Genomic DNA, 14,154 nt, shown 5'->3' with positions numbered 1-14,154 from the left:
AACGTGCAAAAGCGTGCCAGAGCATTAGTGGTCGCTAGTTTACACCTGAAAGCCCACGGTTAGGCATTGTTAGGCATTGGGCTGGCGTTTTATCGCCGTCACCTCGATTTCAATTTTCATCCGAGGATCTGCCAAACCCGCTGCAATCATCATCGCTGCAGGACGTATCTCACCCAAATACCGCTTCAACGTGGGCCAACAGCGTGGGAATTCTTCAGCGTTCGGCACCACGTAATTGACCCGAACAATGTCCTCCAGGGAAGTACCCGCTTGGGCTAAGGCGGCTTTGATATTCTCAAGACATTGGGCGGTTTGCGTCTCGATATCGTCAGCGATGGTCATCGTTGAATAATCAAAACCTGTCGTACCCGATACGAATACCCAATCGCCATTCACAATGGCGCGGGAATAGCCGATTTCTTCTTCAAAAGTAGAGCCTGAACTTATGCGATATCGATTCATTGGATTATTGATTGCGTAATATTGATAGCGGAAAAGACGATTAGAGGTTGGGGCTAAGTGCGCGATTCAAGCGCTGCAGAGTCTGATCTGCAGTTTTGTTGGTACACATGAGGTAGCGATCTTGACTCTGTGGCATCCCACTTGGGGTATAGATTTGTAAGTGCGCTCCATCTGCGTTTTCTTTGATGAGGGTACGTGCTTCTTCCTCTGAGACAAATATAAAATCCCCTCGTTTTGCAACCAGCATCTTCGCCATATTGCGTGATTCAGCCGTGGTGGAGACAATCTGGATACCTGATTTTTCGATAGCATCGTCGATATGGGGGCCGTAAGAAGCATGCTCTTTCTTAAGAAGTCGCGCTTTCGATAAACTCAGTACCTGCAGAAGGTTCAATCCAGGTGGTATTTTGAAATCTTGATGCGCCAGAATAATCGAGGGGCGCTCTTGATCGTGTAAGATCGCGCCGGAAAATTTGGCGTAGCGCTGCCGTTCTTTCGTCATAAAAACGCCTGTTGCACAGCTGGTGTCTTGGTCTTGTTCGACAATACTCAGTTGCCGTTTGAAGGGTGTTTCGATCCAAACAAAATCAATTCCAGCTTTTTTCAGAGCAGGCTCGAGCGATTGCACGATGAGCCCATCGAGTTTGCCTTGCTTATTTTTGTAAGCATACGGTGCGCGATTTTCAAACATCAACCTGAGAGGCTCTTGCGTCGCTCCTTGCTGCGCCCATGTCAATCCGATTGCCAGCGCAAAACAACGCGAATATGAGAAACGACGATGTAAGAAATGTGGATGCATCATACTGAGTCCGGTCGTCTGATTTATCGAAAATTCGATTGCAATTGGTACTGGCTGCATCGAGTGTTGAGCATACGAACTTGATTTGCCATTGTCAAAGGGTAATGCGCTAAAGGTAGAAACGCATATTTGATTGACAATAGAGTGCTATGAATGGTGTCAGGAACTGATCGAGCCTAAGTCGGGACGGGGTATCGCGTAAGTACAAATCACATGCGCCACCATCTCATCATTGCCCTCTGAATACAAAGCCACTTCACCGACCGCTTGACTTCTCCCGACTTTGATCAATTCACAAACCCCAATAATGTCGCGTTGTGCCGACGGCTTACGTAAAAAGTTGATGGTCAGATTGGTCGTGACAGCCAAGGGCACGATGCCAATGCGATTAAGCAGAGCGACATACATAGCGACATCCGCCACCGTCATTAAGACGGGACCAGAAACTGTGCCGCCGGGTCGCAAATGCGATTGATCGATGCGCTGCCGCACGGTAGCGCCCAGCTCGCCTAAGGCCTCAATACGAACCGAACTCTGAGGGAATTCATTGCTCAGGAATTCTTGCAATTCATGTATTTCCATTGTGGACATCCTTGGTGAAATTGACCATGCGCTGCCTTCTCTTGAGCATTCATTTATAAAAACTTAAGGAGGCCTTGAATATTAATCACGCGCTGGCTCCCTTAGTTTCGGTAGAATGAAACGTCTCGATTTTCGGTCTTCATGCTGAATTGATTCAGCGCAGATTATGCCCCAAGCCTTCTTCTTGAGTGAGAAAACTATGTCAGAACAAACATCAAAGCGTCGTGGATTCCTCAAATCTCTCGGTGGTTTCAGCGCAGGCCTCGCTGCGCTATCAAGTGCGCCAGTCTTGGCACAGAAGAAGTCAGCCACAAGCCTGAGTCGTATCAAAGGCGCCAAGTACATGGGCGATTTTGTCGCGCCAAAACTTGATAAGGTTAAAGTCGCGATTATCGGGGTCGGTGCGCGCGGTTCAGGACACGCCGCGCAATTGGCGGAAATCGAAGGCGTTCAGTTCGTCGGAATCTGCGATATGGTGGAAGCGCGCGTCAAAAAATCCGAAGCGGCGGTGACCAAATTTGGCCATACGCCCAAGCTTTACTTCGGCGATGAAAATGCTTGGCGCTTGATGTTGAGCGAAACCAAGCCTGATGCGGTGTTCATCGCTACACCATGGATTACGCATGCGCCGATGTCAATCGCGAGTATGAAAGCCGGCGCCCACGCTTTTGTGGAAGTGCCGATGGCGACCACTATCAAAGATTTGTGGGATATCGTCGATACCTCAGAAGCCACTGGGCGCCATTGCATGATGATGGAAAACGTCAATTACGGTCGAGAAGAATTGCTGTACTTGAATATGGTACGACAAGGCGTGCTCGGCGATCTATTGCATGCCGAAGCGGCGTATATCCACGCCTTGCGTTTTCAAATGGAGAATGGTGATTCAACCGGTTCTTGGCGTACTTTCGAATACGCCAAACGCAATGGCAATTTGTATCCTACCCACGGCTTAGGCCCTGTCGCGCAATACATGAACTTAGCGCGTGGCGAAGATAATTTTGGACGCATTACTTCCTTCTCTTCGCCGGCAAAAGGCCGCGCTGCTTATGCGCAGAAATCGACTAAATTAACGACGCCGAAATTCAAAGAATTGGATTTCAAAGGTGGCGATATCAATACATCGATTATCAAAACTCATCTAGGTCGTACGATCATGGTGCAATGGGATGAAACCACACCACGGCCTTACACCCGTCACAATATGATTCAAGGTGTGAACGGCGTATTGGCAGGCTTCCCGAATCGCATCTCGGTGGAAGGCATCACCAGCAATTACCACAAATGGGCAGAAGGAAAAGAGTGGGAAGCGATCGCGCAGAAATATGAACATCCTCTCTATGTGCGCCTTGGTGAATTGGCTAAGAAGATGGGCGGCCATGGCGGCATGGATTTCTTGATGCTGTATCGCATTATCGAATGTCTGCGCAATGGCGAGGCGCTCGATCAGAATGTGTACGAAGGTGCTTTCTGGTCTGCCGTCGGACCACTCAGTGAGAAGTCGGTGGCGGAGGATGGTTCTTCACAAGTCTTCCCTGATTTCACGCGTGGTGATTGGAAGACGACCAATCCTCTGAAGATCATTGCTTAAAAAGATTATCCCATAAAGAACGCGGTGAGCTTTGCGCTCATCCGCGTTTTTGTTCTCTCGACCTCGTCTTACTTTACCTCCTTATTCGCAACAATTACTTTCGTTCATAAGGGGGGCAACATCAGCTGCTAATGTTGCGAGAGCAAACCTCAGGGCAAGTGCGAGGAAAAATATCGAACTACGAAATAACGTAGTGCAAATGCCCAGCTTGGCAAGGCGGAATGGTTTCGTCAAAAAATGCCTTTGAATCTATTTAGAGCGGTTCGGGCTTGCTGATTGATACGACAAAGGTGTCGCATTTTCCCGGCCCCAATATTTCGAAAGCCAGCGGGCTGCCTAGGGTTTCTTGAAAACGAATATTGGTGAGATTTTGTTTCTGATTTTGTTCCAACATCGTTTTAAAAACGTCGGCGATTGTCACCCGAAAGCCGGAAGTTTCGTGCAACTCGAAAACGTGATATATCGTATTGCTGCCATTAGGGCCAGAGATCGTCGTTGCAACTGCACCGGGAGTGTCTGCTTTGACCTCTTTCAAAATAGGGAAAGTAGCACTTACCGCTTGGCCATTTTTCACTGTAATTGTCACAGCAGGGAAAGGATCTGCTGTATCACAACGGGGTGCGCTAGCGTAGATGAAGCTATAGTTATTGAGTTTATTGGCATTCCAAATCGATTGATGCTGCAGTATTAGCGCTTGGTTTGTTTCTACCGGTGTTGGCAATAACTTCGCCGATTCACCACCGCAGGCTGATAGAAGCGTGCAAACCATGAATACGAATTGTTTTGAGTAATTCCCCATAAGAATAAGTTACCTTTTTTATATATCAAAAGTGCATTATAAAACGGAATGCCTTGGATGAACAAATTCTTTCATAAAAAGAAGAGGAAGGATTTCGGGTTAATGGTGCTCCCTCATTAGGTGTTTGAGATGATTTGCAAATCGACTATCGGACATTGCTCACCCATGCGACTTGGCGTGACACATAGCGATATCAGCACGCTGTATGAGATTTTCGAAATCGAGATCATTTTTATGAAGCGGGCAAGTGGTATTAGGACTTGACCGTTGATTCCAGCAGTATGGCGGCATGGATTTCTTGATGCTGTATCGCATTATCGAATGTCTGCGCAACGGTGAGGCGCTCGATCAAAATGTATACGAAGGCGCTTTCTGGTCTGCCGTCGGACCACTCAGTGAGAAGTCGGTGGCGGAGGATGGCTCGTCACAAGTCTTCCCTGATTTCACGCGTGGTGATTGGAAGACGACTAAGGCATTGTCTATCATTTCCTAGTTAGCCAAATTTCCGGTGTCAAAAATCGAGCGAGGCAAAATTGATCGTCCTCGCTCTTTTTTACCGATGATACGCGACAACAGGAATTCAGTGCGAGAGATTGAGTAGCAAAAAATAGGAACCCAATGCGAGCGCGCTGCCATTTACGAGCTTGAAGAGAAATGCTTGTATTGATTGCTGTTTGCCGCGCTTCTCAGCGACGAATCGTACTGCTGCAAGCACCGACAAACACGTCGCAAGAAAGGCGATTTGTCCGAGCTCGATACCAAGGTTGAAGCCCATGATGCTCCATATGCGATGCGTGGCGGAGCTGTCGAGCACGCCGAGGCTGGCCGCAAAACCAAGTCCATGCAGCAGTCCAAAGAAGAAAACCACGATGAGTTTTCTTGAGAGGCGCATTTGGTGCTTGCTCAGATTGAGGCCCGCCATGACGATGATGCTGAGAGCGATAGATGGCTCGACCCATCGAGCATCGAAGTGTAATAAGCCGCCTAATGCGAGGACAAGGCTGATGCTATGCGCGATTGTGAAGATGCCCGTGAACGCAAGCAGCTGACGCCATTGTGTGGCGATACACAAGATGCTGAGTAAGAATGCCAGGTGGTCCCAACCACTCAAAATGTGCTCGATTCCTATTTTGATGAAAGACACAAGTGTCGCTTGTGGGGTTTGAAAGAAAACATGGTTTGTGAGACTAGGCGTCAGGATTCCAACTTCGCTCGTGGCACCGCGGATCGCTTTGATCGTGACTTGTTTTTCTTCCGCGCTACTGCCAAAGAAAGTCAGATTGAGGACGATGTGCTCAGGTTCGTTTTCAAACGAGAATTTAAGTAAAGCCAAAAAGAATTTCTCGCCCATTGCATGGTCTACACCCACAGCATTCGCGTGCTCACTGCTTGATTCTGCATTGATCTGGATGAAATCAAGCTTGGCAAGATGGGTGCCATCACTCAATTGCAGCGCGGCGCTGACTTGCTCAGCAATCGCTGCTTGAAACAGGCTTGCCTCTTGTACCGACAAACGACCATCATGGTTGTGGTCGACATTTTTCAGTGCTGATACAGGTAGCGCGATAGCGACGAAAGCAGCTTTGCCTTGTAAGTTGATACTACCTTGTTGCGCTGGCATCAGATGAGCGTAAGCCGCCTTGCAAAGCAGACCGAAGAGAAGAAAAACTACAATTAAGCGACGCATGTTCATGGTTGAGTTGGAGAAGTGCTTGATGTGTTTGTTAGCATGAGATAAAACTATGTAGCAATCATGAAGATTCGACTTTCCTTTTGTGACATTGCGTAAGCAATTGTAAGAGTTGTTGGGAGCATCACAATCTTCATTGTTTCTTCATAATTGATCTTCACACTGTGCATCAATTTGAATGCGTTGTGGCACGGCGAGTGCGGCGACGTTTTATCGATTGAATAGCAAAGGTCTATGATGATTCTCCATACACTCGAAGGCAAGTTCAAGATCAGAACTAGATTCCGGTTGGTTTTGTTAGCCGCGAGCACGCTTCCTCTCTTATTGGCTTGCGGTGGGACGCAAACGACAGCTCAGGTTTCAACAAGTAATCTAGCGGCGCCACCGCAAAGTCCACCGACCTCGACAGTGACTGTAGCGGGGCCGCGTGCCAATTATGCACTGAGTCTGAGCGGCAATACCTTGACTATCAAGGATCTCGGGAGCGGCCTCAGTCAAACCTATACCGATGTAGCCTCCGTCCGTTTTGCTGATATGGGCGTGTACTTGTCTGTAGCAGAAGTGGCCCGACAAGTTCCGGAAACTCAATTGCAATCCTTGATTGAATTGTATATCGCCTTTTTTAATCGCACGCCGGATGCGGAGGGCATGCTGTACTGGATGGAAGCGCTGCGAGCGGGAACCAGCCTCGATAGGATCGCCGATTATTTTTATGAAGCGGGCAAGTTGTATCCAGACTTGACCGGTTATTCCAGTAGTATGAGTGCGGCCGACTTTGTACGTGTGGTGTACAAGAATGTGCTTGGTCGCACCGGCGCGACCGCACCGAGCGATGTGGAAGTGAATTATTGGGCCGATCAAATCACTAGTGGTCGCTTCACCAAAGCCTCGATCATTAATGCCATGTTGGTGTCGGCACGCACCTTTGCCAATGACCCTGACTACGCGTGGGTCACCACGCTACTCAATAACAAAGTCAAGGTAGGTCGCACCGTCGCTTTGGAACAAGGCATTAGTTTCTTGAGCGATAGCGACAACATCAACAAAGGCAAAGCCATGGTCGCCGCGATCAGTTCTTCGCAGGGTAAGGCGGATACGAGTGCTGCTTACGCCTTACTTGGCATGGGACGAGATGAATTTTCGTTGCTGCCATCGGTGAGCGATAGTCTTAGCATTAGTGCCGTGGGACAAGGTGACGGTAAGCTCGCGATTTTGTTCGCGCCAGCGTCAGGTCAGTCCACTAGTCCAACGCCAACGTATGTGGCGCAATGCACGGGAGCCGGTAAGACCTGGGCACAGCAAGGAAGTAGTAGTCCTTTGCTGTTGGAAGGTTTGAGCAATAGCGTCAATTATGTGTGCACTGTGAATAGTCGTTCTGGTGTTGTCGTGAGCACCGATTCGGCGCCGAAACTCGCAAGTCCAAGTGCTTATGCATCCGAAATCGCCTTTGATGGCAGTATCGTTTTGGCTTCGCCGACCAATCAGAGCGTGATCGCCAATGTGCTCTCTTCGAGTCGTGATCTGGATGTGCAGATATCGTATGGTCGCGTCAGCTCAACGTTCGAAAATAAGACCGCTAAGTTGGCGCTACAGAGCGGCGTTCCAGCTGAACTCAAGTTAGAAGGGCTCAGTGGCAACACGACCTACTACTATCGCTTGCACATGTTTGATAAGAGTGGAACAGAATTGGGTACGACGAGCGAGTCTCGTTTCCAAACAGCGCGCGCTGCGGATGCTAGTTTCAGTTTCACCATACAAGGCGATTCGCATCCAGAGCGTGCCAATGAATTTAATGCGAGCCTCTATACCCGAACTTTGCAAACAGCCGCAGCCGATCGTCCCGATTTTCATATCAGCTTAGGCGATGATTTCAGCGTCGATATGTTGGACCCGATCACGGTGAATCAAACTCAGGTGAAAGAGCGCTATGCGATACAACGGCCCTATCTTGGCCTCATCGGAAAATCGGCTCCGATTTTCTTGGTGAATGGTAATCACGAGCAGATGGCGGGGTATCTGCTCAATGGCACGGAAAACAATGTCGCGGTGTGGGCGCAGAACGCGCGCAACGCTTACTATTCGCAACCATTGCCAGGCAGTTTTTACACGGGCAATACGCAAACGCAGCCATTTGTAGGACAGTCGCGCAACTACTATGCTTGGACATGGGGCGATGCCTTGTTTGTGGTGATTGATCCGTATCTGTCTTCGTCGGTGCCCTTGGCCACCATTTTTGGTAGTACGCCGCTCAACACCGACATTTGGGCACCGACTCATGGTGATCTTCAATACCAGTGGTTGAAGACGACGCTGGAACAAAGTAAGGCCAAGTATAAATTTGTATTCGCGCATCACGTGATGGGCGCCGGACGTGGTGGTGTTGAAGTCGCTTCTTTGGCAGAGTGGGGCGGGTTCAATAAGAATGGTGTGAATGAGTTTGCACAGAAACGCGCGACGTGGACTTTGCCTATCCACCAGTTGATGGTGGCGAATAAAGTCAGCGCCTTCTTCCAAGGGCATGATCATGTATGGGTACGTCAGCAATTAGATGGCATGACTTATCAAACCGTATCGCAGCCAGCCAATCCTAACTATAACTATTCGGAATTCTCGTCCGCGTTTTTGTCTGGCGATAAATATCCGAATAGCGGATACACCCGCGTCAACGTCAGCCCAAGCGGCGTGAAAGTTGACTATGTCCGTACTTATTTGCCGGCCGATGAAGGGCTGAATAAGGTGAATGGTAGTACCGCATTTAGCTATACCATCGCGCCTGTACAAGCGCCGACGGGTACCGCGAATACTAAGGGGGTTGCTTGTGACCTAAATTATTCTGGATTCAATAGCAGTCCCAAGGTGAATGCCAATAGTAGCTATAGCTGGTCGTGTAGTGACACGCAGCGCAGTATTAGCGGCAATGGTATTCCAGATCATCCTGTCACTACGGGGAATTTCGCGACACCCATATCGTCGCAGAATATCCGCGTGAATATGCCGATAGCGCCGGTGCTTTCGAATAAGCAGGCCACGACGATCATAGGCTATGCCAACAATAGCGTGAAGTTCGATCCTGCCACCGCTGGCTCGTGCTCATCGACCGCGAGTTCGACCGCGAATAATGGAGGATGCGTGATGGCGGGCGGCAGCGGACCGTGGATCTTAGAAGCAATCGGTGGCGCATTTGTGTTTGGCACTGATGAGAGTAATGCGCATGTACAACCGAATGGCCAGTATCATTATCACGGCGTACCCGAGGGTATTTTGACCAAGTTGAACAAGGGCAAAGCCATGACGCTGGTTGGTTTCGCGGTCGATGGTTTTCCCATCTATGCACGCTACGGTTATATCAACGCGAATGATAGTAACTCGGGCATTAAAGTAATGACGGGGAGTTATCGGAAGAAAGCGACACCCGACGCCGGTCGCCCTTCGGTGAGTGTCTTTCCCATGGGGACTTTCACGCCAGATTACGAATATGTCGAAGGATTAGGTGATCTCGATGAATGTAATGGCCGTTTCGGTGTCACGCCTGAATTCCCGAAAGGTATTTACCATTACATGATTACCGATACCTTTCCCTACATTCAACGTTGCACTAAAGGGGCGAAGTAGGAGAGCGTGCCAGATGCAGCAGACTCGGCGGCCTCGATAAAACCGAGGCTGCTGCTCTCAATATCCTTATTAATATCTTTATTGTTTCTTCTGGCTAGCGAAACGAATTCCGAGATAACTACCGCCCGCGAGCGTAGCCATGCCGAGCACCCAGAACCACATTGGTGGCGGCATCATCAAATTGTTGGCGACACCTGCCAAGATCAATAAGCTGGCTAGGACCCAGCTAGCGCGCGTTGTGGCTGACGCTGAAATGCGTGTGCACATCCACGTACCAACGATACTGCCAACAAACCAACCAAAGGCCACCACCAGCAGCGAACCGATAGGCGCCGAAGCAAACAAGGCACGCATTGCTTCACGATCTTTAATCCCTTCCGCCGCTTTGGCGAGATCTGGATAGAACACTTTGCCATTGATGGTTTCCACTAACATCATGACGGCGCTGGCTGCGATGAAGCCGAGTAGGACCGCAGCGATATTTCTGAGAATTTGTTTCATGGTGGTCTCCGGAAGTTTTTTATATCCGTCGCAAGAGTGCGACAGGGCTTATCGAGTGAAGCCTAGCGTAACAGGTCTTTGGCGCTTCGCAAACGATTTTCACTCAACAAAAGCGGGCTTTTCATTCTGATGTTTTGTATAATTTCCTGTTTTCTTCTGGGAAAAATACTTTCAGCCGTGTTCGATCTACGCTACCCCCCCCCCCCCCGAACCACAACTATCGCCCTGATATCGATGGCCTGCGCGCGGTCGCTGTAATTGCTGTCTTGGTGTATCACGCCTTTCCCAAGCTGCTTCCTTCAGGGTTTATCGGTGTCGACATCTTTTTCGTTATCTCTGGCTTCTTAATAACCTCGATTATTGTGAAGGAGATGGCGCTTTCGCATTTCAGTATTTTTGAGTTTTATGGCAGGCGCATTCGCCGCATCTTTCCGGCACTCCTGCTTGTGACTTTCACTGTCTATGCTCTGGGGTGGCGTAGTTTGCTTCCTTCGGAGTATCAGCAACTCGGCAAACATATGGCGGGAAGTGCCTTATTTGGCGCGAATATTGTGTATTGGTTAGAGAGCGGATATTTTGATGTTGCCTCACAGCTCAAGCCTTTACTTCATCTTTGGTCACTTGGTGTGGAAGAGCAGTTTTATGTCGTTTGGCCGCTCGTGCTTTTGGCAAGCTTGAAGCTAAAAATTCGCCCCTTGTTTCCTATCTTATTCCTGGCATTGTGTTCCTTCGTCGCCAATATTGTCTTGATCCAGACTGATCCGCTGCAAACCTTCTTCTTGCCACATACCCGTGCTTGGGAGTTAGCCATCGGTGGCCTGGTTGCACTAAGGGTTCAACAAGAAAGCACAATGGATCTGAGCCCTCGGTTCGCCTCCATCAGTTCTGTTACCGCGAAAACTGTGCTTTCGATTTTTGGTGCAGTATTGTTGGTGTCTGCATTTTTTCTGATCAAAGACGAAAAGCATTTTCCCGGATGGTACGGCGTTTTGCCTGTCCTTGCTGCAGCGATTTTGATCTATGCTGGCAAGGACTCACGCGTGGTTCAGCTCGTTTTGGCGAATCGTGTCATGGTCGCCATTGGCCTAATTAGTTTTCCGCTGTATCTGTGGCATTGGCCGCTGCTGTCATTGCTGACCATTCTTGAAGCGGGGCAGAGTACTCAGGTGATGAAGCTCATGGCGCTCGCCATCGCATTGGTGTTGGCGACGCTTACGTATTGGTTGATCGAGAAACCTGTTCGTCCTACGAAATCACCTCATCTAACCGCGATCATTCTGTTGATATTGATGATGGGCTTAGGCTATCTTGGCTACAACACTTATGCCCGAGCAGGCCTGGGGTTTCGTGCTTCTGCTTTTCAAGCTATTTCAAAAGCACAGGGAGAATGGGATTTCCCGGGACATTTACAAAACACCGCCATCGATGGCGTAAATTTGCGCTCGCAAGCGGGGACGGAAGCGGCCACAACGCTGTTTGTCGGCGATAGTAATCTTGAGCAGTATTACCCGAGACTTGATCAATTACTGCAACAGCCTACGCCAAGATATAGCATTCTCTTTCTCAGTGAAGGGGGATGCTTACCAATTCCTCATACGATTTCAAAGGAAACGCGTGAGTGTCAGGATGTGGCCAATAGTGTCAGCAAAGTGCTGAACGCGAACAAGCAGATCCGTCGAGTGGTCATCGCGGCGCAATGGTATGGGCATTTGCTGGTTGAAGTACAGAATGCAAAATATGTTGCTGATGGGACGGAATTCCCGATCGGGGTCAACACCGAGGGCTATCAAAAAGCGCTTAATTCTTTGAGGGAACAACTCACCATGCTGAGACGGCGTGGGCTGGAGGTGTATTTGATTTTAAATATTCCGATCGGTATCGAGTTTAATCCTTCTTACATTGCGGAACGCTCCGTGCAAAGTTTGTGGCAGGGTTTTCGATTGCGAACAGGTGGTCGACGCCTGAGTGAATTTGAAGTTCCATTCGCGCAGATCAAACTGGACTTAAGTCGCGCTGGGAAAGACAGTGACGTGATTGTGATCGATCCGACTGATACCATTTGTAGCGCAGATCTCTGTAGTAGTGTTGACGAAAATTTGGCGCCAAAATACAAAGATAATGGGCATTTGCGACCCACTTATGTTCGCGAGCATATTCGTTTTATGGACCAAACGATCGAGGTTCGTTGAACCAATTTGGGTGCACTACAAGCATGCTTCCACGATCAAAGACCGGAGACAACTTGCAAATCCGTCGTCGAACTCTGGTTGCGACCGCGCGCTTTGGCATGGTACATAGCGACGTCAGCGCGTTGTAAAAGACTTTCGAAATTGGCGTCGTTGTTAGATAACTGTACTACGCCAAAGCTCGCGGTTACTTCGAGTTTGTTCGTTTTTTGGTGGACTACTTCGGTTATTTTCTCGCGTAAGCGTTCGGCGAATTTGAAGGCACCCTCTTTATCGCTATGGGTTAACACAATCAAAAATTCCTCGCCACCTAATCGTCCCGCAAAATCACTGCCTCGTACCATTTCTTTACACACTGCGCCTACGCATTTGAGAACACGATCACCTTCGGCATGTCCGTGTTGGTCATTGATTTCCTTGAAGTGATCGATATCAAATGAAACGATTGCCAATGGAGTTTGATATCGCTTAGCGCGCTGAAATTCCACATCACCTTGATGAATGATTTGACGTCGATTGAGTAAGCCAGTGAGACCATCGTGTTGCGCGAGGTAACGCGTGCGGCGATAGGCAAACAGGAGTGCGAAGGAGGCGAGCGCCATGATGCCGGTCACAATGCTCAAGATCCAAATTTCACGCTTCTTGTTACTCAATAAGAGGCTTTCGATGGCGAGTTTTTCGGCAAGAATGGCGTTCTCTTTTTCTTTGCGTTCCGTATCAAATTGTTCACGAATCAGTATGGTTTGACTGTCGAGAGTCTGCCTTGATGATTTTTGGAAAATCTCAAACGCGGCAACCATGTGCTGGTGAGCCTGTTTGTATTTTCCGGCAGCTGCCTCGGCATCGCCGAGTGAGGCGTAGGCGTCCCATTGTAGATTCAGATCGTCGGATTCTACAGCTAAAGCCAAGCTCTTTTCACCGTACATGAGAGCCTTATCAGGTTTTTTGAGATCGGCATAATTGCCGCTTAAGTGCGTATAAATGTTCGAAATTTTGCGCGGGCTACCGATCCTTTCATAGAGAGCAGCGGCTTCCAAGTAGGGCGCTTCAGCTTTGGCGAACTGCGTCAGTTTGGCCAAAAAATAGCCTTTCAAAAGAAGGGCATAAGCCTCTCCGCTCAGGTTTCCACTTTGATGAAACTCTTTGATGACACTGTCGATTTTCGTTAAGGCCTCTTCGCGTTTTTTAAGCGTATTCAGAGAACGTGCTACACCCATCTCTGCGTAGAGGCTGATTTGTTTTTGCGTCGGCGGTGTGATTTCGACGGCTTTGCGAAAATAGTCGAGACTCTTCGCAAAAAGGCCAATGTTGATTTGTAGATCCGCGAGGTCGAGCATTGCTAGCGATTTCAGCGAAGCTTGAGCGCCATCAGCTTCGATCACCGTATTGAGTTCTTTGGTCGCTAACTCGTTTTGATTGAGCGCCATGTGTGTTCTAGCTAACGAGAGCGCGGCCCAGTAGCGTGTTTCGCTGTCGGAAGTTGGTAAGCTTGGCGCGAGCTTTTGATGGATGCGCATGGCGTCGTATAGCTTTCCTTCAAAGTTTAACGCATCTGCTTCCATGACTTGAAAGAAAACACGAGCAGAATTGAGCCCGAGCTCTTGGGCCAGTGCTTGGCCCTCTTGTGCCACTTTAAGTAATAAATCCTGGCGACGATAGAGATCAAGGAACTCAGCTTGCTTGGTCAATAGCTGTAAGCGATAGTGAGGGTCGGTCGTGTTCTGTAACTCGGAAGCAATCAAGGTTTCCGTAGCGGGGTAAGACTGTTGGCTGCGGGCTGAGATCTCTTCTAAATTGGTTTTTTGCTTAGAATTCAATTCGGCTGCGTTGGCCTTTGCATTAGCCATGAGTAGCAGGCTACAACCGCAAACAAGTGCGATGGCCTTGGACTTGTAAGAAGGCGTAATGAATGCAAATCCCATGATCTTCAAC

General features: G+C 49.0%; 11 protein-coding genes. 4 read left to right on the top strand and 7 right to left on the bottom strand.

Annotated elements, in window-relative coordinates:
• Nucleotides 1-69: 69 nt before the first annotated feature.
• The 3 genes from RF679_RS18110 to RF679_RS18100 form a co-directional block, all read right to left on the bottom strand.
• Entirely contained in the window at nucleotides 70-462 is a 393-nt protein-coding gene (locus RF679_RS18110; protein WP_309482024.1) for a RidA family protein, read from the bottom strand.
• Between the two features lie 40 nt (nucleotides 463-502).
• Nucleotides 503-1,264 carry a substrate-binding periplasmic protein gene (locus tag RF679_RS18105; protein WP_309482023.1) on the bottom strand — a complete coding sequence of 254 codons (762 nt, stop codon included), beginning with the start codon at nucleotides 1,262-1,264 and terminating at the stop codon, nucleotides 503-505.
• 156 nt (nucleotides 1,265-1,420) lie between these two features.
• A complete protein-coding gene (locus tag RF679_RS18100) occupies nucleotides 1,421-1,843 on the bottom strand; it encodes a PaaI family thioesterase (RefSeq protein ID WP_309482022.1) in 423 nt (140 codons plus the stop codon).
• 199 nt (nucleotides 1,844-2,042) lie between these two features.
• Here RF679_RS18100 and RF679_RS18095 point away from each other — a divergent pair, with 199 nt between their 5' ends.
• Nucleotides 2,043-3,434: a Gfo/Idh/MocA family protein gene (locus RF679_RS18095; RefSeq protein WP_309482021.1), complete on the top strand. Its 1,392-nt coding sequence runs from the start codon at nucleotides 2,043-2,045 to the stop codon at nucleotides 3,432-3,434.
• Nucleotides 3,435-3,687: 253 nt separating this feature from the next.
• Here RF679_RS18095 and RF679_RS18090 read toward each other — a convergent pair whose 3' ends face one another.
• On the bottom strand, nucleotides 3,688-4,203 hold the full coding sequence (locus tag RF679_RS18090) for a hypothetical protein (protein ID WP_309482020.1): 516 nt from the start codon (nucleotides 4,201-4,203) through the stop codon (nucleotides 3,688-3,690).
• Between the two features lie 319 nt (nucleotides 4,204-4,522).
• Here RF679_RS18090 and RF679_RS18085 point away from each other — a divergent pair, with 319 nt between their 5' ends.
• Entirely contained in the window at nucleotides 4,523-4,726 is a 204-nt protein-coding gene (locus RF679_RS18085) for a hypothetical protein (RefSeq protein ID WP_309482019.1), read from the top strand.
• Between the two features lie 87 nt (nucleotides 4,727-4,813).
• Here the strand turns inward: RF679_RS18085 and RF679_RS18080 are convergent, their stop codons facing one another.
• Entirely contained in the window at nucleotides 4,814-5,854 is a 1,041-nt protein-coding gene (locus RF679_RS18080) for a HupE/UreJ family protein (protein ID WP_309482018.1), read from the bottom strand.
• A gap of 303 nt (nucleotides 5,855-6,157) precedes the next feature.
• On the opposite strand from RF679_RS18080, the gene RF679_RS18075 reads away from it, so the two are divergent.
• Nucleotides 6,158-9,535, top strand: coding sequence for a YHYH protein (locus RF679_RS18075; RefSeq protein ID WP_309482017.1), 3,378 nt, complete (start codon nucleotides 6,158-6,160; stop codon nucleotides 9,533-9,535).
• Between the two features lie 78 nt (nucleotides 9,536-9,613).
• Here the strand turns inward: RF679_RS18075 and RF679_RS18070 are convergent, their stop codons facing one another.
• The gene (locus tag RF679_RS18070; RefSeq protein WP_309482016.1) at nucleotides 9,614-10,036 is read right to left on the bottom strand and encodes a hypothetical protein; all 423 of its coding nucleotides are present in this window, start codon (nucleotides 10,034-10,036) and stop codon (nucleotides 9,614-9,616) included.
• Nucleotides 10,037-10,305: 269 nt separating this feature from the next.
• On the opposite strand from RF679_RS18070, the gene RF679_RS18065 reads away from it, so the two are divergent.
• Complete coding sequence (locus RF679_RS18065; RefSeq protein WP_373921709.1) at nucleotides 10,306-12,225, top strand: acyltransferase family protein; 1,920 nt, start codon at nucleotides 10,306-10,308, stop codon at nucleotides 12,223-12,225.
• 35 nt (nucleotides 12,226-12,260) lie between these two features.
• Here RF679_RS18065 and RF679_RS18060 read toward each other — a convergent pair whose 3' ends face one another.
• Nucleotides 12,261-14,144, bottom strand: a complete 1,884-nt coding sequence (locus tag RF679_RS18060) for a tetratricopeptide repeat-containing diguanylate cyclase (protein ID WP_309482014.1) — start codon at nucleotides 14,142-14,144, stop codon at nucleotides 12,261-12,263.
• Nucleotides 14,145-14,154 lie beyond the last annotated feature (10 nt).

This window comes from Undibacterium cyanobacteriorum (assembly GCF_031326225.1).
In the GTDB taxonomy this organism is placed as follows: Bacteria; Pseudomonadota; Gammaproteobacteria; order Burkholderiales; family Burkholderiaceae_D; genus Undibacterium; species Undibacterium cyanobacteriorum.
Note: the sequence above shows the minus strand (reverse complement) of the source record. Positions and strands in the feature narration are given on the sequence as shown.

Coding starts and splice junctions, on each gene's coding strand:
- RF679_RS18110 (WP_309482024.1), bottom strand. CDS start 462: ATGAATCGATATCGCATAAGTTCAGGCTCTACTTTTGAAGAAGAAATC.
- RF679_RS18105 (WP_309482023.1), bottom strand. CDS start 1,264: ATGATGCATCCACATTTCTTACATCGTCGTTTCTCATATTCGCGTTGT.
- RF679_RS18100 (WP_309482022.1), bottom strand. CDS start 1,843: ATGGAAATACATGAATTGCAAGAATTCCTGAGCAATGAATTCCCTCAG.
- RF679_RS18095 (WP_309482021.1), top strand. CDS start 2,043: ATGTCAGAACAAACATCAAAGCGTCGTGGATTCCTCAAATCTCTCGGT.
- RF679_RS18090 (WP_309482020.1), bottom strand. CDS start 4,203: ATGGTTTGCACGCTTCTATCAGCCTGCGGTGGTGAATCGGCGAAGTTA.
- RF679_RS18085 (WP_309482019.1), top strand. CDS start 4,523: ATGGATTTCTTGATGCTGTATCGCATTATCGAATGTCTGCGCAACGGT.
- RF679_RS18080 (WP_309482018.1), bottom strand. CDS start 5,854: ATGCCAGCGCAACAAGGTAGTATCAACTTACAAGGCAAAGCTGCTTTC.
- RF679_RS18075 (WP_309482017.1), top strand. CDS start 6,158: ATGATGATTCTCCATACACTCGAAGGCAAGTTCAAGATCAGAACTAGA.
- RF679_RS18070 (WP_309482016.1), bottom strand. CDS start 10,036: ATGAAACAAATTCTCAGAAATATCGCTGCGGTCCTACTCGGCTTCATC.
- RF679_RS18060 (WP_309482014.1), bottom strand. CDS start 14,144: ATGGGATTTGCATTCATTACGCCTTCTTACAAGTCCAAGGCCATCGCA.